Source organism: Lactococcus sp. DD01 (assembly GCF_001578715.1).
Lineage (GTDB): Bacteria > Bacillota > Bacilli > Lactobacillales > Streptococcaceae > Lactococcus > Lactococcus petauri.
Window position 1 is genome coordinate 41,713 of record NZ_KQ968941.1, and the last position, 18,083, is coordinate 59,795.

23 protein-coding genes, 1 pseudogene and 1 other annotated feature are annotated in these 18,083 nt (G+C 37.5%); of the genes and pseudogenes, 8 read left to right on the top strand and 16 right to left on the bottom strand.

Features of this window, described 5'->3' with window-relative positions:
• Window positions 1–20 precede the first annotated feature (20 nt).
• On the bottom strand, window positions 21–551 hold the full coding sequence (locus LACDD01_RS09110; RefSeq protein WP_061414613.1) for a hypothetical protein: 531 nt from the start codon (window positions 549–551) through the stop codon (window positions 21–23).
• Window positions 552–721: 170 nt separating this feature from the next.
• Here LACDD01_RS09110 and LACDD01_RS12385 point away from each other — a divergent pair.
• Together LACDD01_RS12385 and LACDD01_RS12390 are read left to right on the top strand one after the other, a co-directional pair.
• Window positions 722–1,152: pseudogene (locus tag LACDD01_RS12385) on the top strand (aromatic acid exporter family protein); the annotation flags it as partial.
• Window positions 1,153–1,167: 15 nt separating this feature from the next.
• Window positions 1,168–1,755: a hypothetical protein gene (locus LACDD01_RS12390; RefSeq protein WP_231863427.1), complete on the top strand. Its 588-nt coding sequence runs from the start codon at window positions 1,168–1,170 to the stop codon at window positions 1,753–1,755.
• A gap of 48 nt (window positions 1,756–1,803) precedes the next feature.
• Here LACDD01_RS12390 and LACDD01_RS09120 read toward each other — a convergent pair whose 3' ends face one another.
• From LACDD01_RS09120 to LACDD01_RS09175, 12 genes are all read right to left on the bottom strand, one after another.
• The gene (locus tag LACDD01_RS09120) at window positions 1,804–2,640 is read right to left on the bottom strand and encodes a VOC family protein (RefSeq protein WP_061414616.1); all 837 of its coding nucleotides are present in this window, start codon (window positions 2,638–2,640) and stop codon (window positions 1,804–1,806) included.
• A gap of 121 nt (window positions 2,641–2,761) precedes the next feature.
• Window positions 2,762–3,490, bottom strand: coding sequence for a demethylmenaquinone methyltransferase (locus tag LACDD01_RS09125; protein WP_061414618.1), 729 nt, complete (start codon window positions 3,488–3,490; stop codon window positions 2,762–2,764).
• Between the two features lie 137 nt (window positions 3,491–3,627).
• Window positions 3,628–4,929: a surface-displayed alpha-enolase gene (gene eno, locus LACDD01_RS09130; RefSeq protein ID WP_003133057.1), complete on the bottom strand. Its 1,302-nt coding sequence runs from the start codon at window positions 4,927–4,929 to the stop codon at window positions 3,628–3,630.
• A gap of 128 nt (window positions 4,930–5,057) precedes the next feature.
• Window positions 5,058–5,543: a GNAT family N-acetyltransferase gene (locus LACDD01_RS09135; protein ID WP_061414802.1), complete on the bottom strand. Its 486-nt coding sequence runs from the start codon at window positions 5,541–5,543 to the stop codon at window positions 5,058–5,060.
• A 61-nt stretch (window positions 5,544–5,604) separates the two neighbouring features.
• Window positions 5,605–5,964 (bottom strand): 50S ribosomal protein L20, encoded by a 360-nt coding sequence (gene rplT, locus LACDD01_RS09140; RefSeq protein WP_003133061.1) that lies wholly within the window; start codon window positions 5,962–5,964, stop codon window positions 5,605–5,607.
• Between the two features lie 254 nt (window positions 5,965–6,218).
• Complete coding sequence (gene rpmI, locus LACDD01_RS09145; protein WP_003133063.1) at window positions 6,219–6,419, bottom strand: 50S ribosomal protein L35; 201 nt, start codon at window positions 6,417–6,419, stop codon at window positions 6,219–6,221.
• A 29-nt stretch (window positions 6,420–6,448) separates the two neighbouring features.
• Window positions 6,449–6,946 (bottom strand): translation initiation factor IF-3, encoded by a 498-nt coding sequence (gene infC, locus LACDD01_RS09150; protein ID WP_003133065.1) that lies wholly within the window; start codon window positions 6,944–6,946, stop codon window positions 6,449–6,451.
• A 51-nt stretch (window positions 6,947–6,997) separates the two neighbouring features.
• Window positions 6,998–7,124 (bottom strand) — a sequence feature (ribosomal protein L20 leader region).
• Between the two features lie 90 nt (window positions 7,125–7,214).
• Entirely contained in the window at window positions 7,215–8,375 is a 1,161-nt protein-coding gene (locus LACDD01_RS09155) for a family 20 glycosylhydrolase (RefSeq protein ID WP_061414621.1), read from the bottom strand.
• 94 nt (window positions 8,376–8,469) lie between these two features.
• Window positions 8,470–9,363, bottom strand: a complete 894-nt coding sequence (locus tag LACDD01_RS09160; RefSeq protein WP_017368540.1) for an SPFH domain-containing protein — start codon at window positions 9,361–9,363, stop codon at window positions 8,470–8,472.
• Between the two features lie 48 nt (window positions 9,364–9,411).
• The gene (locus tag LACDD01_RS09165; protein WP_061414624.1) at window positions 9,412–10,080 is read right to left on the bottom strand and encodes a hypothetical protein; all 669 of its coding nucleotides are present in this window, start codon (window positions 10,078–10,080) and stop codon (window positions 9,412–9,414) included.
• Window positions 10,070–10,963, bottom strand: a complete 894-nt coding sequence (miaA, locus tag LACDD01_RS09170; RefSeq protein ID WP_061414626.1) for a tRNA (adenosine(37)-N6)-dimethylallyltransferase MiaA — start codon at window positions 10,961–10,963, stop codon at window positions 10,070–10,072. Before miaA ends, LACDD01_RS09165 begins: the two co-directional genes overlap by 11 nt.
• 133 nt (window positions 10,964–11,096) lie before the next feature.
• Window positions 11,097–12,518: a polysaccharide deacetylase family protein gene (locus LACDD01_RS09175; RefSeq protein WP_061414629.1), complete on the bottom strand. Its 1,422-nt coding sequence runs from the start codon at window positions 12,516–12,518 to the stop codon at window positions 11,097–11,099.
• Between the two features lie 187 nt (window positions 12,519–12,705).
• Between LACDD01_RS09175 and LACDD01_RS09180 the strand changes: the two genes are divergently transcribed.
• Window positions 12,706–12,885, top strand: a complete 180-nt coding sequence (locus LACDD01_RS09180) for a DUF3042 family protein (protein ID WP_029345891.1) — start codon at window positions 12,706–12,708, stop codon at window positions 12,883–12,885.
• 32 nt (window positions 12,886–12,917) lie between these two features.
• Entirely contained in the window at window positions 12,918–13,088 is a 171-nt protein-coding gene (locus tag LACDD01_RS11610; RefSeq protein WP_014025228.1) for a DUF3042 family protein, read from the top strand.
• Window positions 13,089–13,127: 39 nt separating this feature from the next.
• Here the strand turns inward: LACDD01_RS11610 and LACDD01_RS09185 are convergent, their stop codons facing one another.
• From LACDD01_RS09185 to LACDD01_RS09195, 3 genes are read right to left on the bottom strand one after another with little or no spacing between them, the layout of a single operon-like run.
• Window positions 13,128–13,400, bottom strand: coding sequence for a DUF1048 domain-containing protein (locus LACDD01_RS09185; protein ID WP_019294245.1), 273 nt, complete (start codon window positions 13,398–13,400; stop codon window positions 13,128–13,130).
• 1 nt (window position 13,401) lies between these two features.
• Window positions 13,402–13,761, bottom strand: a complete 360-nt coding sequence (locus tag LACDD01_RS09190) for a DUF1048 domain-containing protein (RefSeq protein WP_061414632.1) — start codon at window positions 13,759–13,761, stop codon at window positions 13,402–13,404.
• Window positions 13,761–14,087 (bottom strand): PadR family transcriptional regulator, encoded by a 327-nt coding sequence (locus tag LACDD01_RS09195; protein ID WP_061414635.1) that lies wholly within the window; start codon window positions 14,085–14,087, stop codon window positions 13,761–13,763. The genes LACDD01_RS09190 and LACDD01_RS09195 overlap by 1 nt, the downstream gene beginning before the upstream one ends.
• A 158-nt stretch (window positions 14,088–14,245) precedes the next feature.
• Here LACDD01_RS09195 and LACDD01_RS09200 point away from each other — a divergent pair, with 158 nt between their 5' ends.
• The 4 genes from LACDD01_RS09200 to LACDD01_RS09215 all read left to right on the top strand — a co-directional run bounded on the left by LACDD01_RS09200 (window position 14,246) and on the right by LACDD01_RS09215 (window position 18,054).
• Window positions 14,246–15,178: a dihydroorotate oxidase gene (locus tag LACDD01_RS09200; RefSeq protein WP_061414638.1), complete on the top strand. Its 933-nt coding sequence runs from the start codon at window positions 14,246–14,248 to the stop codon at window positions 15,176–15,178.
• A gap of 354 nt (window positions 15,179–15,532) precedes the next feature.
• Entirely contained in the window at window positions 15,533–16,267 is a 735-nt protein-coding gene (locus tag LACDD01_RS09205) for a metal ABC transporter ATP-binding protein (RefSeq protein ID WP_061414641.1), read from the top strand.
• A 6-nt stretch (window positions 16,268–16,273) separates the two neighbouring features.
• Window positions 16,274–17,128 carry a metal ABC transporter permease gene (locus LACDD01_RS09210; protein WP_061414644.1) on the top strand — a complete coding sequence of 285 codons (855 nt, stop codon included), beginning with the start codon at window positions 16,274–16,276 and terminating at the stop codon, window positions 17,126–17,128.
• Complete coding sequence (locus tag LACDD01_RS09215) at window positions 17,125–18,054, top strand: metal ABC transporter substrate-binding protein (protein ID WP_061414647.1); 930 nt, start codon at window positions 17,125–17,127, stop codon at window positions 18,052–18,054. The genes LACDD01_RS09210 and LACDD01_RS09215 overlap by 4 nt, the downstream gene beginning before the upstream one ends.
• Window positions 18,055–18,083: the final 29 nt, after the last annotated feature.

Consider the following 18,083-nt stretch of genomic DNA (forward strand, 5'->3'; position numbering starts at 1 on the left):
CGATTTACATCCTGTCTTTTTTAATTCAATCGACTTAAGTATTCATCTGTAGCTTTAAAGAAGACAACTTTATTATCCATTCGAACAGCGCCTAGCTCGTTTGCTTGCGCATCATTTGCCCAAAAGTAAAGATAACTTTCTTTCCCGAAGGTATCAACCGGATTCGGCAGTTCTGTAGATGCTTCGCTGATGAGTGACTTTTCATTCAAGTCCTTATTCGTTTTACTAATAAGATTGTAACCATTGGTTTGGATATAAGCTTCTGCTTCCGCTGTCTTAGCTACAATTAAATTTTTATAGGCGCTTTGAGGTGGGACAAGATGATAGAGAGAAGAGATAGACTGTTCACTACTACTTGTTGAAGTGGAAGATGGAGTTGTTTTAACTTCAGAGGAGCTACTTGAAGAGCTCCTCTCTGTTTTGGACGTCGAGGAACTAGAACTTTCCTTTGCCATCGGTGTAGCAGGTGATTGAGTAATATTAGATATCCCTAAGGCTACTATTGCTCCGAGTAAGAACGAAAACATCCCTACAATAATATACTTTTTCATCTGTTTTTTCTCCTTTATTCTATTATACACAGTTTTTTCATTCCACTCGTCTCATTTGCTCTGAAACACAAGAGAAACTCTTCTTAGCTAAAATTTTGAAAGTGTTGCCTCTGTTTCTATCCTATTTTTTGGTATAATTACTCTAGTTAAGAAAGCTCTCAAAACACATTATGTCTTTGAGAAATGTCTTTCACTGCTTATATACTATCACAAGGAGACAAAATGTGAACTACAGCCATATCAAAATAGGGCAAAGAACAATCAAAACAGCAATTTGTGCAACATTAGCCATTATTATTGCACAATTTTTTCACTTAGAATCTGCGACCAGTGCAGGAATCATTGCCATTCTCTCCATTACGAACACGCAGAAAAGTACCTTACGTTTAGGCTTTATGCGTGTTTTAGGACTTATCATCGCTACTTTACTCGCCTTCATTGTTTTAAATTTATTTAATTTTACACCTTTATCTTTTGGTATTTTCTTACTTTTATTTATTCCCATCTCTGTCGCCACAAATACTAGTGAAGGTATTGTCGTAAACTCCGTTCTTTTTCCCACTACCTTCTAGCTCAAGAAATAACTTTTCCTCTCGTAGGAAATGAGTTTTCATTAATGTTTATTGGGGTAGGTTTAGCACTTTTGGCAAACATATATATGCCAAGTAATGAAAGATTATTAGAAAACAATCTCAATATTTTAGAAAAGGAATTCAAAAATATTTCAGCACATCTCGTGATCTGTTTAAATCAAAAGCAAGATCTCCAAGATCTTGTTGCTCAGTGTGACAACCTGTTGGAACTTATCGATGCCAGCAGTAAGATTGCTACTGAAAAATCAGAGAATAATCTTTTAAGAAATAATACATTTTATCAACGTTATTTCGACATGCGCCATATCCAAATTACACTGCTCAAAGATATTATTATGAAACTAGAAGAAATAGATGTGGACAGCACACATATCGCCGAAATTTCTAACATTTTTGAAACTTTGTCACTCACCTATGCTGCACATAATGACGGCAGTGAGCTCTTAAAGAAAATAGAAAATGCTTATTCTCATTATCGTCAGATGGACTTGCCTCAAACACGTGAAGAGTTTGAAAATCGTGCAGGTCTTTTCCAAGTGCTCCAGTTGCTTGAACTACTGATTCAAGAAAAAAATACTTTTGCATTGAATCAGACCAACAATGCTTCCTAAACTGAGAATATAAAAAACCTTGTTACTCATATGAGCTAGCAAGGTTTTTTATATCTGCGTTATCACAAGTTGCGCTCCGACATGATCCTCTAAGATAATGCTCTTACTTCTTGTTTCATAAGTCCTTTCTGCTGCCTCCAGTCTTTCCAAAAGTGCTTCATAATATTCTTTTCCAACTTCAATCTCCCAAGCTAAAATACCATTTTTTTGTAGGTTTCGTTTTTCCAAGCTTGTTCCTTCCCAGAGATTTGTCGCAAAGTGATGATGGTAATGATTTTGCGAGTAAAAATGAGCTGTATTACCCACTCGCGCAACTAAATCCGTCTGAAGTATATCAATAAAGAGTGTATCAGCCTGTGCGAGAGAATTTCCTGTGAAATGGAGATGTCCAATACTCATTTTTTCCGGATAACCAAATGTTCCTTCTTTTTTTGTTGCTAAAACAGCCTCAACATCAACAGCAAAGGTCCCCATTTCCACCTGCCCCTCATCATCCCACTTCCAATTTTTCGGATCGCGGTCATGATAGAGCTCTATTCCATTTCCTTCAGGATCACTAAGATAGAAAGACTCACTTACGAGATGATCCCCCGCTCCTAGCGGGTATTTTGCCTTAATGAGTCGTTCAATAAGTACAGCTTTTGAGGCACGATCGGGAAAAAGAATAGCATAATGAAAAAGTCCGGTTGTTTTTTCTGGACTAGAAATTCCCCCAAACTCAAGTTTCAAAAAAGGAACTTCTTTTTCTCTGAATGAGTAAGAAAGTGTATCTTCTGTTTCTTCTGCAAGATAAAAGCCTAATAATTCCTCATAAAAATAACGCATAACTTGTCGATTGGAAGCTTTCAAAGTAATAGTTTTAATATTAAAGGGTTGGGTGTACATAATTATTCTCATTTCTTTTAAATTTTACTTCGTTCTTTATATGTTGTTAGTATATCACTTAAAATTCAGAAAGCAAAAGACTTTGTTTACAAATGTAAACAAAGTCTTTTGTCGCTCTAATTTATTCTGAGTCTTCTTTTGCTACAGGAAAGTCTTTGGTCCCAAAGTGCGTAGCAATGGCTCCACCACCATATTTTTGATAGCTTACAGTAGAAAATCCAGCCTTACTAAATAACAAAGCCAAAGCTTTTGCATCAGGAAAATTCTCCGCAGATTTTTGAAGCCATTGGTATTCTCTCAAAGACTTGGCAAAGACCTTACCCAGAAAAGGCATCACTTTTTTAAAGTAAAGTTCAAATGCTTGCTTGTAAATAGGCAAAGTCGGATGAGAAGTTTCAATACACACTACTTTTCCTCCGGGTTTTAAGACACGGAAAATTTCTCGTAGTACTGTGAGATAGTCAGGAGTATTTCTCAAGCCGTAACCAATCGTAACTACATCAAACATTTCCTTTTCAAAAGGAATAGCCATAGCATTTCCTTGAATAAATTCAATGTTGTTGTCTTTTTTATCAAGTTTAGCTTGGGCACCTTTCAACATATTTTCAGAAAAGTCTAAGCCCACGACCTTACCCTTCTGACCCACAGCTTTTGAAAGGTCGAATGTCCAATCCCCAGTACCACAACACAAATCCAAAATAGTCATGCCGGACAAATTTCCCATTTTTTTCATGGTTTTATCCCGCCATAAGTCATGCTGTTTGAAACTTATGATTGCATTCATTTTGTCATAATCAGTGGATATATTATTAAATATTTCGTGTACACGTTCTTCGTTAACCTTATTCATGTACTCATTATAGCATAAGCTAACCTTTAGACCATTGCTTCTTGTCTCTCAATTTGCAAACAAAAAAACACTCCTTCTATGTTTAAAAGTTAAGCATAGAAAGAATGTTTCTTAAAGCATTAGTTGCTCTCTAAACCTTATTTTTTAAGGTTGTAGAATGCGTTAAGACCTTTGTAAACGGCAACTTCACCCAATTGGTCTTCGATACGAAGCAATTGGTTGTATTTAGCCATACGGTCTGTACGTGAAAGTGAACCAGTTTTGATTTGGCCAGCATTTGTAGCAACGGCGATATCTGAGATTGTTGAATCTTCAGTTTCACCTGAACGGTGAGAAACGATAGCTGTGTAACCAGCTTCTTTAGCCATTTCGATTGCTTCAAATGTTTCAGTCAAAGTACCGATTTGGTTAACTTTGATCAAGATAGCGTTCGCAGCTTCTTCTTTGATACCACGTGCCAAGTAAGAAGTGTTTGTAACGAAGAAGTCGTCACCAACGAGTTGAACTTTGTTACCCAAACGTTCTGTGAGGGCTTTCCAACCATCCCAGTCGTTTTCGTCCATACCATCTTCGATAGTGATGATTGGGTATTTGTTAACCAATTCTTCAAGGTAATCGATTTGTTCTGCAGCAGTACGTTTAGCACCACCTTCACCTTCGAATTTAGCGTAGTTGTAAACGCCGTCTTCGTAGAATTCTGAAGAAGCACAGTCGAAACCGATCATAACGCCGTTTTCACCAGCTTCGTAGCCAGCAGCTTCGATAGCTTTAAGGATAGTTTCTACACCATCTTCAGTACCTTCGAAACGTGGAGCAAATCCACCTTCATCACCAACTGAAGTTTCAAGACCACGGGCTTTAAGGATTTTCTTCAATGCGTGGAAGATTTCAGCACCCCAACGAAGCGCTTCTTTGAATGTAGGTGCACCAACTGGTACGATCATGAATTCTTGGAAAGCGATTGGAGCGTCTGAGTGAGAACCACCATTGATGATGTTCATCATTGGAGTTGGCAATACTTTAGCGTTGAATCCGCCAAGGTAGTTGTAAAGTGGAACACCAAGTTCATCAGCAGCTGCACGAGCAACAGCGATAGAAACACCAAGGATAGCGTTAGCGCCCAATTTACCTTTGTTTTCTGTACCGTCAAGAGCGATCATTGCACGGTCGATAGCTTGTTGTTCAGTAACTTCGTAGCCGATGATAGCTTCAGCGATTACGTTGTTTACGTTGTCAACAGCTTTTTGAGTACCAAGACCGAGGTAACGAGATTTGTCACCGTCACGGAGTTCAACAGCTTCGTGTTCACCAGTTGAAGCACCTGAAGGTACCATACCGCGTCCGAATGCACCGTCTTCAGTGTAAACTTCAACTTCGATTGTTGGGTTACCGCGTGAGTCAAGGACTTCGCGAGCATAAACATCAGTAATAATTGACATTTTTATCTCCTTATTGTTTTAAGTGCTTTCTGCACTTTTTAATACACTATGATTTTACTATTTTTCCGCCCTTATTTCAAGTGAAAAACAAGCTAAAAGGCTTTTTATACAAGGTATGCGGTTACATTTCAACTTTTTATTTCTGTGATATTTTTTTTATAAAATATCGTGTCCACCTCCATTCTTGGCATGTGTTCAGGCAGTATTTTTTCATTGATAGATAGAAAGCCATTTTTTTCATAAAAACGATGTGCCGCTTTGAATTGTTCAACAGTTCCAAGATAAATTTCTTTGATATTCTCTATGCGACAGTATTCAAACAAATTATCCAAAAGAAGCTGTGCAACAGACTTCCCTCTGTATTCAACATTGACAAACATCTTTTTCAGAACAGCTTGTCGTTCATTAAATTTGACGATACCAAGTGTCCCAACAACTCCCTTCTCTTCATCAACAGCAAGCCAAAATTGGCTGTAATGTGCATGAATATCTTGCAAGTCGGGTTGATCTGCCAAATCAACAGCAACTCCAAATTCTTCCTTCTGAATAGAAAGTATCAAATCAATAACTACTTGTTTGTAGGTATCATTGTAAGCGATTAACTTCATAGCCATAGTATAACAGATTACTTTCAATTTTATAAACAAAAAAACTTCCAAAAGGAAGTTTTTAAAATTATTTAGCCAATGCTTTTTTAGCTTCTTCAGCAAGAGCTGTGAAAGCAGCTGCGTCAGCAATAGCGATATCAGCAAGCATTTTACGGTTGATTTCGATTTCAGCCAATTTCAAACCGTGCATCATTTTGCTGTATGAAAGTCCGTTCATACGAGCAGCTGCATTGATACGTGCAATCCACAATTTACGGAAGTCGCGTTTCTTTTGACGACGATCGCGGAATGCGTAGTAGTATGAGTTCATTACTTGTTCTTTAGCTGTCTTGAAAAGACGGTGTTTAGAACCGTAGTAACCTTTAGCGAGTTTTAAAATACGTTTACGGCGTTTGCGAGTTGCAACGCTATTTTTAACACGTGCCATGTGTGTTCTCCTTGTTTCTTAGAAAATTTTTATCCTGTCATCGACAGTTAATTTAAATGGTTGATTGATTTCGAGTGAAATCCTATAAGTCTTATGTAATGCTTATGAGTTAATCAGTCGTGAAATGTTACTGGGGAGAGTAATTGCTCTCATGCATAACAGTCCACAGGACTGTTATTAACGCATGTTCTTCCTTGTACGGCTTCCGCCTACGCGTCAATTGCTCTCATGCATAACAGTCCACAGGACTGTTATTAACGCATGTTCGCAACCATACGACGGATACGTTTGAAGTCACCTGCTGAAACCATACGGCCTTTACGGAGTTGACGACGTTGTTTTACAGTTTTACCGTGCATACGGTGTGAAGTGTAAGCGCGGAAGCGTTTAAGACCGCCATTACCAGTACGTTTGAAACGTTTAGCTGATGCGCGGTGAGTTTTTTGTTTTGGCATTTTAATTCTCCTTGGTTAATAATAAGAACTTAGTTCTTTTTGATTGGTGCCAATTGTAAGAACATTTGACGACCATCCATTTTGGCTTTTTGCTCTACTACAGCGATGTCTTTCACTGCTTCAGCAAATTCATCCATTACTTGACGACCCACATCTTGGTGAGTAATCATACGACCTTTAAAGCGAATCGAAACTTTAACTTTGTCTCCTTTTTCAAGGAACTTAGTTGCTTGACGAAGTTTTGTATTGAAGTCATTTTTATCAATGACTGGACTCAAACGAACTTCTTTCAAAGTAACAGTTGCCTGTTTCTTCTTAGCTTCTTTTTGCTTTTTCTTTTGCTCAAACATGAATTTAGTGTAATCCATGATTTTGGCAACTGGTGGTTCTTGATTTGAAATCAAAACCAAATCCATGTTAAGGTCCTCGGCCTGAGTAAGTGCAACAGCTGTAGGTGTAACACCAAGCTGTTCGCCTTCAGCACCGATAAGACGTACTTCGCGTGAACGGATTTGACCGTTCATCAAAGGTTTTCTGTTGTCTTGCTTTGCTATGTCTATTCTCCTTCTAAAAAATTTTTAGAAAAACAAAAGCGGAACGCATAATGCGCCCCGCTAATGAAAACATTCGTTTTGTGAATAATTCCATTTTGTTGCCCAGGGCTATTACCACTCAGGCGAGAAGCGGGTGCTTCTGCTTTTCAACTTCTCTATTATACCACAAATATTTCTTATGTCAACAATAATTTTGTTTTTTCACTTAATCTTCAAAATTACTTATTTTTTGCATCTTTGTTCATTCTTTTTTAAAATAAGCTTGCACAAAACTTTGCATTTTTTGTTGGATTTGACTATCTGTATAATCTCCAGCTTCTTCACCCCAAAAAGTAAGTGCTGAACCTATAACGTTTTCTGTTGAATTTACTTGTTTTCCACTGTTCAGCTCAAATTTTGAAAGATCCCAATTTGCAACCAAATCGTTAATCGTATAGGTATAACTTTCTGGTTGCCACATCCGCTGTCCCGGCAAGAAGTAGGTATAATAAGCATTGTAATTTAAAAGCTGGAAACCTGCACCTAAAAGTTCTTGAGCGCTTGCCGTATATTGTCGGCCGGAGCTTGCGCGCTCATCAGTGCTATTAATATCCCAACCACCAATTTGTGACCAATAGGTAATCTGGATATCTTTATTATAGTTCGCAAGATCTGCCTTAGCCACTCGATCATTCCACATCCTTGTAGTATAACCTTGATGTTTTAAAAAATTATCCAAAGTATTCACATAGTTCACTAAGTTCCTATTTGATTCTACGGGCAACCAGTCAATTTCATCAACGCCGATATGAAAATAAGCTTTCGCTTGCCCAGCAAAAAGTGGTGTGTATTCTGCTAACATCTCTTGGACAAAATCAATAGCTTCTACTTTTGTGTAATCAATCAGATTAAACTGTTCTGGCGCTCCATCAGGTAATTTAATAGCCTCATACCGCTTAGGATCATTGATCTTTAAAAGCTCGAGGATAGCTTGCATATGAGCCGGAGCTTCTATCTCTGGAATTAAAACAACGTTCTTTGATCGGGCATAGGAGACCAAATCCATCAGATCATTTTTCGAAAGAAATGGCCGTTTGGTTTGCGTATTCAACCATTGTCCGTCTTGATAAACCGCATTTTTATCTGTTGTTTGACCGACCGTAGCCATCTCCACAGCTAAATTTTGATTATCAGACATGTGTAACTGGAGAAAACTATTAGGATAGTTGCTTAAATTGTCTATGAATTGTTTGATAACTTCTGTTTTATAAAACTTACGGGAAATATCTAAAGCAATTCCTTTTTCTGGTAGTATTTGAGTTAAATTTTTTTCCGCTTTTACTTCTGTTTGATTTATCATCGTCATTAAAAATACAACTATCCCTACTACCGCACATACACTGAAGACTTTTCTATTATTCATAGACACCTTTTCCTTATCCAACTATATAAAAATTATAACAAAATGAAAATAGAACAACAAAAACCCCAATAAAAAAGCGTCCGAAGACGACTTTTTATTTTGCTTTCAATGCGCTCAAAATTTGTGTACGCATGTCTTCTATACCATCTGCACTGGCTGGAAGGAAGATTGTAGAATTTCCGGCATCAGCAAATTGATTAAGCGTATCAAGGTATTGGTTGGTTAAAAGAATCGACATAATCTGGTCCTCTGTTAAACTTGCCCCGGTATTTTTAATTTCAATAATTTGTTGAGCGAGTCCATCAACAATAGCTTTACGTTGTTCAGCAATACCCACACCACGTAAGCGATCTTTCTCCGCTTCGGCTTCGGCCGAAGTAACGATTTTTATTTTTTCTGCATTCGCAAGCATTTGCGATGCATCTTGTTTACGTTGCGCGGCATTAATTTCATTCATCGATTGCTTAACTTCGGCATCAGGTTCTACACGTGTAATCAATGTTTTAACAATAATATAACCGTATGTTGTCATTTCCTCTGCAACTTGATGCTGTACTTCCAGAGCGATTTCATCTTTTTTCTCGAAAACTTCATCCAAAGTCAACTTAGGCACAGCAGATCGAAGCGCATCCTCAATGTAGGCTTGAATTTGCTCAGAAGGGTTCATCAGTTTATAGTAAGCATCTTTAATATTTTCTTCATTGACACGGTATTGTGTTGCGATATTCATGGTCACAAAAACATTATCTTTTGTTTTTGTTTCAACGGTCATTTCGTTTTGCAAAAGACGAAGCTGAATCCGTGCCGCAACACGATCAATTCCCCAAGGTAATTTCACATGGAAGCCAGCCGAAGAGGTCGTTTGATACTTCCCAAACCGTTCGATGATTGCAACCGTTTGTTGTTTAATAACATAAAACAATGTTCCTGCACTCGCCAAAATGATGATAATAACGAGCACGGTAATAATAAGTGAAACTGTTAACATAAAACTCTCCTTTCTTTTAATTATACTTTAATCTTTAGAATATTCCAATCAAAGTCCTTTAGAAATGTACATGTAGCACTTATTTTGCTCTGCTTGATACAAGAGAGGGTGAATATAACGAATTTTTTCAGCTTGAAGCACCAAATCCTCAAAATTATAGCCCGTCAAACGAATATAGTCCTCATTTTCATCAGCCGTTGTCAAATCTGATAGTTCTTGTGCATCAGTGAATTGACCTTCAAAATTCGCTTTTCTCATAATGATATAATCGCCTTCTTGTTTCAAAACATAATGTGGAAAAATTTGTGCGACTTCATAAATGATTTGAGCCGTCATCTTCAGGGGAAACTCACTAAAGACAACTGCTTCTTCCTGGGCATTGCGGTAGCAAAAACCAAAAGATTTACCTGATAGATTTAAGCGCACAAAGCGGAAATTTTCTGTGCCTTCTTTTCCTTCAAGATGAAAATTGGGCTGGTCTTGAAACATCTCCAAATCACGTGACAACTCAAAGAAATAGTCTGTAGCATCTTGTGGAGAACGTTTTTGATAAAGCTCTGCAAAATAAGCATTGATTACACTTGATGGCGGAGTAACCAACAGCATTTTCTCCTTTTCATCGTCTAAATTTGCTAAACGATTTTCCAAAAAGGCACGATCTTGAGCCATGTAGCCTCCGTATTTCAAACCTAAATCAATATATTCCTTATTTTTCACTTTTTTCCTCCATATTTAAAAATTCTCTTGCACATATTATAGCATTTTCTGGATAATCTTCAGCAAAGACATCATAAAAATTGACATTCATCCGGTTGCGGAACCAAGTCAATTGACGTTTAGCATATCTTCGTGAATTTCTTTTTACAAGTTCCACTGATTCTTCAAGTGAGATTTCTCCTGAGAAATAAGGAAAAAACTCCTTATAGCCAATTCCTTTTGCAGCTTGAACCTCTGGGTATTTTTCAAATAAAGCTTGTGCTTCTTCAAGCAAGCCTTGCTCCAACATACCGTCTACCCGATGATTGATTCGATCATAGAGTGTTGCTCTTTCAGCATTCAGACCGAGGAGACAAAACTCATAGTCAGACATTCGATTTTCACCTGTACCAAAAGCTTCTAGCTCAAGAAAACGCATTGCTCTTCTCCGATTTAGCTCAGGAATATTTTGGGGAACACGCGCAAATAACTCTTCATCAGAAAGTTCCTCTAAGCTTCGCCGCAGCTCCATCATTGCCTCATGATTTTCTTGCCCTCCCAGGTGATAGCCCTCAACAAGACTCTGAATATAAAGTCCCGTTCCACCGACAATAATTGGAAGCTTACCGCGAGAAATAATTTGTTCTATACAAACGGTAGCTTCTTGAACAAAGTCAAAGGCAGAATAATTCTCATTTACATCTCGTACATCAATTAAATGATGCACTGCTGCGGCCTGTTCTTCCAAGCTTGCCTTGGCTGTACCAATATCGAGGCCACGATATACTTGTTGCGAGTCACCTGAAATAATCTCACCATCAAAAACTTGGGCCAGCTGAATTCCCAAAGCTGTTTTACCTACAGCTGTTGGTCCGACCACGACAATTACTTTATTTTTTTTCATATATTATTTTCTATTATTTTTTTCTTATTTCTTTTGTCCTGTGTATGAAGATACATTCTTTTATTATAACATTTTTCCGTTTAGTGACTCTTTTACCATATAAAAACCCTCATCTTACACATGAGGATTTCATTTATCGTGTTGCATTATAATAAACATGAGAATTTTCAAGTTGGCCACGTGCTTGTATGAGTTGATTGACTGTGACGAATGTGTAGCCTTGATTTTTTAACTTTTGAATAACTCTTGCTGCTCCATCGACAGATGTATCATAAATATCATGCATGAGGATAATGGAGCCATCATAAACTTCATTCATGACAACTTGTTCAATCTGATCCACATTTTTACTTTCCCAATCTAAAGAATCCACACTCCACTGAATAATCGGAGTTTGTGCTATTTTATTAATTTGAGGTGTTGTGGCACCGTAAGGAGGACGTAAACCTTGAGGACGAATCCCCACTGTCTTCTGCATCAAATCTGAAGTTTTTTTGATTTCATCTTGGGCTTGTTTTGCTGAAAGCTGTGGCAGATTCTCGTGATTATAAGTATGCGATCCCACTTGATTTCCTAAAGCATGTTCCTTTTTAACTAATTCTGGATACAGTTCAAGACGATTTCCGAGTACGAAAAATGTCGCAGGGACATTTGCTTTCTTTAAAATGGAAAGCAAGCGTGGTGTCGTCTGTGGATCTGGTCCATCATCAAAAGTTAAAGCCACTAATTTCTTATGAGCCAGCGCTTTACTTTGCACTTGTTGGGCAGAAGGAATTTTTATTTTGGAGTGTTGCGCTTCTTCTTTTAAATTTCCCACTAGAATCTGCGGTTTGACTATCTCTCCTAACTCACTCAGGGGCACTGAAACTTTCGTATATAAGTTTGTGCTACTGTTGACTTGACCAGGTCTCAAAAAGAAAGCCAGGCATTTATTATCCAAGATAAAGGCATTAAAATTTTCCTCAATCGGCTGTAAGCCCTCGCTTAACACCTGCTTAGTTCTCTGGTTTGAATTCTCTTTGAGCTTCACCATTTTTTCATAAATATTTTGTGCGACACTGCTGAGATCTGCCTTGTCCTTAAATAAATCAGCAAGCTGTAATTCCTTATTTTCTTTCAAATTATAAGTTTTAGTGATGACTTGGTTTTCGGCTTGGACACGCGCATTGCTTCTGCGCATCACATTAAATTTGAAACTTACGATATCTGGGGAAAACTCATAAGCTTCAAAGGATTGAAACAACGAACCCTTCTCAGCCGTATCCTTTTCTGGTGTACAGTTTTTAAAAGAAGATAGTTCTTTATTGGAAAATTCTTCCAACTTTTGATTAATCACTTTATTTTTTGTCTTGGGATAATTCATCAAGATATGATAGCCTTGATCTTCCTCCTTCGTTTCAATACCTACTCCTTTAGACGCTGTACTTCGAATATAAGTATTTTCGGAAGTTTTCTTGTTTTCTTTTTCTGTTATTCTTACCAGTAGGCTGGCTGCTCCCAAAACGATCGTAAGCGCGAGTAAGACACTGCCTGCTTTCAGCCATTTCTTCTTCATAATTGCCTCTTTTTCTCCTCTATTATCTCTACTGTTAAGATAACAATAATTTTTGACACTTTCAAATATTTAGTATACTTTCTAGGAAAAGAAGCTTAAAATATTGGGGTTAGAGCCTTACAAATGTTATAATAACTTTATAAGTTTATCAAAGTGTAAGATTATTGTAGACTATAAGGAGGAAAGCATGAATAAATATCTTAAAGGCTACCTAATAGGTAAAGCCATTGAAATAACGGTTGCCGGTACTGCGGTAATGGTTGCTAAACATAAAGGATTAATTGATGCGGAAATGCGTCCTACCTTTAAAGAAGACGCTTTTGCTGAAAATCAAAAACGCGCAAAACGCAAACGACTTGCGCGCTAAAACTTACTAAAATTACTTTTGGAGGTCTACCTATGAATAAAAATCTCATCACTGGTTTCGTTGCCGGTAACATTGTCACTCTTGCTGCTTTGTTCACTGCAGGCGCAATCTACAAAAAACGTGTTGTTGACCCGATTGAACACAAATGGGAGTTTGCACAAGAAAGTCGTAAAAAAGCAAATCGTAAACGTATTGCTCATTAATTAAAAAAATGCGTACTACTTAGAGGTAGAACGCTTTTTTTATTTGTCAAAATTCTCTTCTTGATCAAGCAAGCTATCACTAAAGGCGGCAACGTCTTTTCCTGTAACATCAAGCACAACTTGATTGCGCTTCACACCGTCTTCAAAAATTGTAAGCAATTCTTCAAAAACCTGAAGATCAGATACACCAATCTTAAAATAGTATCTCTGAATTTCCTTATAAACAATACTATAATCTTTCGGCAGTTTTTTCACTGCATTTTGCAGAGTGTACCACTCTTTTTTTCCTTCGATGATTTCCTTGAGCTTCATTTTATTGCCTCCCTAATTTTTTTGCTACATTTTGATTAAGTTGCTCACGGCATTTGTCTCGGTAGGATTTATTGGGGATAGGTCGCCGTTGGTCGAACAGTTCCGCAACAAAAGCTTCCTTATCTTCACCAATAACAGCCGATACATCTTCATGATCAAATGCTGTTTCTTCAAAAAATTCAAGTAAGCTACTCATGATGGGGATCAGATTTCGCCCTGTCAAATCACTATATCTTTGGATTTCTCCATCAAGCTCTGCCCATATGCGTTGGTAACTCTCCGGCAGACGTTTCACTCTTGCTGAAAAATCTGCCCTTGCCACAGTCATATCTTTTCCTGTTATTCTCTCCCAAAAATTCATCATTTCTCCTTACTTCTTATCTCAGAAAGTTTTTCTGAGATGAAATCCCAACGTAACCAAAAAGCTGCTAGTTCCTCTTTTCCTGCAGTATTCAACTTAAAAGACTTACGTGATGGACCTTTCTCTGAGGCTTTTTTTTCCGTTTCCAGTAAGTTTTGTCGTTCAAGGCGAGAAGTTATCGTGTAAACTGTGCCTTCTGCAACATTTGTAAATCCTAATTCTTTTAATTGCTGTGTGATGGCGTAACCATATGTTTCACCTTGGCTGATGATTTGTAAGACACAACCTTCTAAAACACCTTTGAGCATTTCCGTATTATTTTCCATTACAACCTCTAATATGTATTACTTAGTACGACTATATAGTAACACATATTAGTGATATAACAAAGTAAAATACTTTTTTATGCTATTTAAGCTTTATCATTTGATTTCTCATCTAATCATGGTAGAATAGTAAAAATTATGAAAGAGGTTTTAGAGACTTGAAACAAGAAACAACTTTTGCTCACACTAAATTTGCCAATCCTTTTATGAATGCCTCTGGTGTACATTGTATGACTATCGAGGATCTGCAAGAATTAGAAAAATCTGATGCTGGAGCTTATATCACTAAAAGCTGTACCTTGGAAAAGAGAGAAGGAAATCCTTCTCCTCGTTATGTAGACTTAGCTTTAGGGAGCATTAACTCTATGGGTCTTCCTAATCTAGGTTTCGACTATTACTTAGATTATGTTTTGGAAGTACAACAAAATCAAGATAAGCCAACCTTTTTCTCCATTGCTGGTATGAGCCCAGAAGAGAACCTTGAAATGCTGGATCGTATTCAAAAGAGTGCATTTTCAGGTATAACTGAACTTAACCTCTCGTGTCCAAATGTACCCGGTAAACCTCAATTAGCCTATGATTTCCAAGCAACAGAGCAACTGTTAGAAAAAGTATTTGCTTTCTTCAAGAAACCTTTGGGTGTAAAGCTTCCTCCATATTTTGACTTGGCACATTTCGATCAAATGGCTGATATTCTTAACAAGTTTCCCCTCACTTACGTCAACTCTGTCAATAGTGTCGGAAATGCCCTCTATATCGATACGGAAGAGGAAGCTGTTGTAATTAAACCTAAAAATGGCTTTGGTGGTCTTGGTGGCCAATACATCAAACCAACAGCTTTAGCCAACGTACGTGCCTTCTACACGCGTCTTAAACCAGAAATACAAATCATCGGAACAGGCGGTATCGAAACAGGACAAGATGCATTTGAACATCTTCTCTGTGGTGCAAGCATGCTCCAAATTGGGACCGCCCTCCACAAAGAAGGTCCAGAGATTTTCCAAAGAATCATTAGAGAACTTCAAGAAATCATGGACAAAAAAGGCTACCAATCTATTGATGAATTCCGCGGTAAACTCAAAAGTCTTTAATATAAAAAATTAAACTAAGGTAAAACCTTAGTTTTTATTTTTCAAATTTCATAGGATACCCTATAAATAACTTGACTTTATTTAGCATGTGCTGTAAAATAGTATTTAACACTTCATACAAGAAATTCTTTTTACTTTTTAGAATTTATGCCCTTCCATTTTATGCTAAAACAGAGCAGGAAGAAAACAAAATTTATAGAAAGAAATGTTAAGCTACATACCTTTCACACTACCTCAGTATGAAGTTTATTTTTATATACCCAAATTTTCAAAACTCAAATCACGCTATCGACACCAAACTAAATCTTGGGCGCCAACAGTAGCTCACTGTGAACTTTAAAAACAAGGGAAATAATGTTAAAAATTTCAAATTTAACCGTCGCGTACAAAGGCAACCTTGCCTTAGAAAATATATCACTGCACATACCTGAAGGCTCCTGTACGGGAGTTATTGGACCTAACGGTGCGGGCAAGTCAACTTTGATGAAAAGCATCTTAGAGATGATCCCAACCAAATCCGGTTCTGTTACCATCAATGAAACTCCACTCAAGAATTTCAAGAGAAAGATTGCCTATGTTGCACAACGTAGTGAGATTGATCTCAGTTTTCCAATCACGGTCTTTGATACGGTTTTGACAGGTACATATCCAAACTTAAAGCTCTTTCAAAAGCCCCGTAAAAAAGAAAGACAAAAAGCCGAACATGCCCTTCATAAACTTGGGTTGGATGATTTTAAAGATCGCCAGCTAAGCGCTTTGTCCGGTGGTCAATTGCAACGTGTTTTCATCGCTCGTGCGTTGGCGCAAGAAGCTGACTATTACTTTTTAGATGAACCTTTCGTTGGTATCGATATGATGAGCGAAAAAATCATTATTAACATACTTGAAGAGTTACGACAGAACGGTAAAACGATTATCATCGTACACCACAATCTCCATAATGTTAAAGCGTATTTTGATTATCTGATTATTCTTAATAAAAAACTGATTGGCGCTGATTATACAGCCCAATGTTTCACTAATGAAAATCTTCAAAAAGCTTACGGTGAAGCCCTAGGCGATATCATCATCAAGGAAAGCGAGGGCTAAGTCACAGTGGATATTTTATTTTTTCTTTCAGATATAACCGGCCTTACTGTAACCATGCTGAGTGCTTTTATCGCTTCCATTTTGTTAGGGATTATCTCCGGAATTTTAGGGAGCTTTATCGTTTTGAGACGTCTTTCTCTTATGGGCGATGCTTTATCTCATGCGGTCTTACCAGGTGTTGCAATCTCTTATATGCTAGGGATAAATGTTTTGATTGGCGCAACAGTATCTGGGATTTTAGGTGCAATTCTGATTCAATTTATCATCAAACATAGTAGTTTGAAGACAGATGCTTCGATTGGTATTATCCTGAGTAGCTTCTTTGCTCTAGGAATCATATTAATTACAAAAGCTGAAAGTGGTGCGGATCTTAATCATATACTTTTTGGAAATATCCTTGCTGTTACACCACACGAACTTGTTCAGTCTTTCGCTTTATTGGTTGCTGTTGTTCTGGTAGTCAAACTCTTCTTCAAGGAGCTGCTGATTACTTCCTTTGATCCAACTATGTCTAAAGCCTATGGTTTAAACAATACTTTTTATCACTATTTACTGATGATTTTGCTGACGCTTTTTACTATTTCTGCTTTGTCACAAGTCGGGATTGTACTTGTAGTTGCGATGCTTATTATACCTGCATCAATCTCTTATCTGTGGGTCAATAAATTGCCACATATGATTGCGATGTCTTCTATTTTAGGTGTATTATTTGGTGTTTTGGGCGTTATTATCAGTTTCCAATATGATTTGCCAACAAGCGCAACTATTGTAATCGTTGGAGCACTCACTTTTGCCCTCTCCTTCTTCCTCAGCCCTCGCAACGGATTTATCCGCTATCCTAAGAAAGGATCTCAATCATGAACCGCAAACAACTCTCTTTAATTACCATTTTAGCATCACTTCTTTTATTTCTTACAGCATGCTCGCCTAAAAAAGAAGAAAGTAAGGCATCAGATACACTTAAGGTTGTAACCACCTACTCCATCATTGCCGATATTGCTGAAAATATCGGAAAAGACCATGTTGATGTTTATAGTATGGTTCCACGTGGTATTGATCCCCATCAGTACGATCCCAAACCCAATGATACTCAAGCTGTTGAAAAAGCCGACCTTGTCTTTTACAACGGCCTCAATTTGGAAACTGGAAAAGGTTGGTTTGATAAACTGATTAAAAATAGTCGTAAAGAAGATTCAACCTTTATGGTCAGTCAAGGTGTTACTCCCATTCACTTAAGTGAAAAAGGCAAAGAAAGCGAAGAAGATCCGCATGCTTGGCTTAATATTCAAAATGGCATTATCTATGCCCAAAATATCGAAAAAGAGCTTTCAAAGAAAGATCCCCAGAATAAAGAAGATTATCAAAAAAATCTCAAAGTATACACGGATAAATTGCAACAACTGGACACAGAAGCAAAAGCTAAGATTGCAACCATCCCGCAGGAAGACCGCATCTTAGTTACCAGCGAAGGTGCATTTAAGTATTTCTCAAAACAATATGGTCTGACAGCTGAATATATCTGGGAAATCAATACAGATAACCAAGGTACACCAGCCCAACTCAACCGCATTAACACGATTGTCAAAGACAAAAATGTCAAAGCACTCTTTGTGGAAACCAGTGTTTCACCAAAAACGATGGAATCGGTCTCTAGACAAACTGGTGTAAAAATCTACTCAAAAATCTTTACTGACTCTCTTGCTGACGAAGGTCAGAAAGGTGATACCTATTACGATATGCTCCAATGGAATATTGAGCATATTACCGATGGGTTGAGTGGTAAGTAATCGTCATTTTCTTAAGAATATCAAAAAAA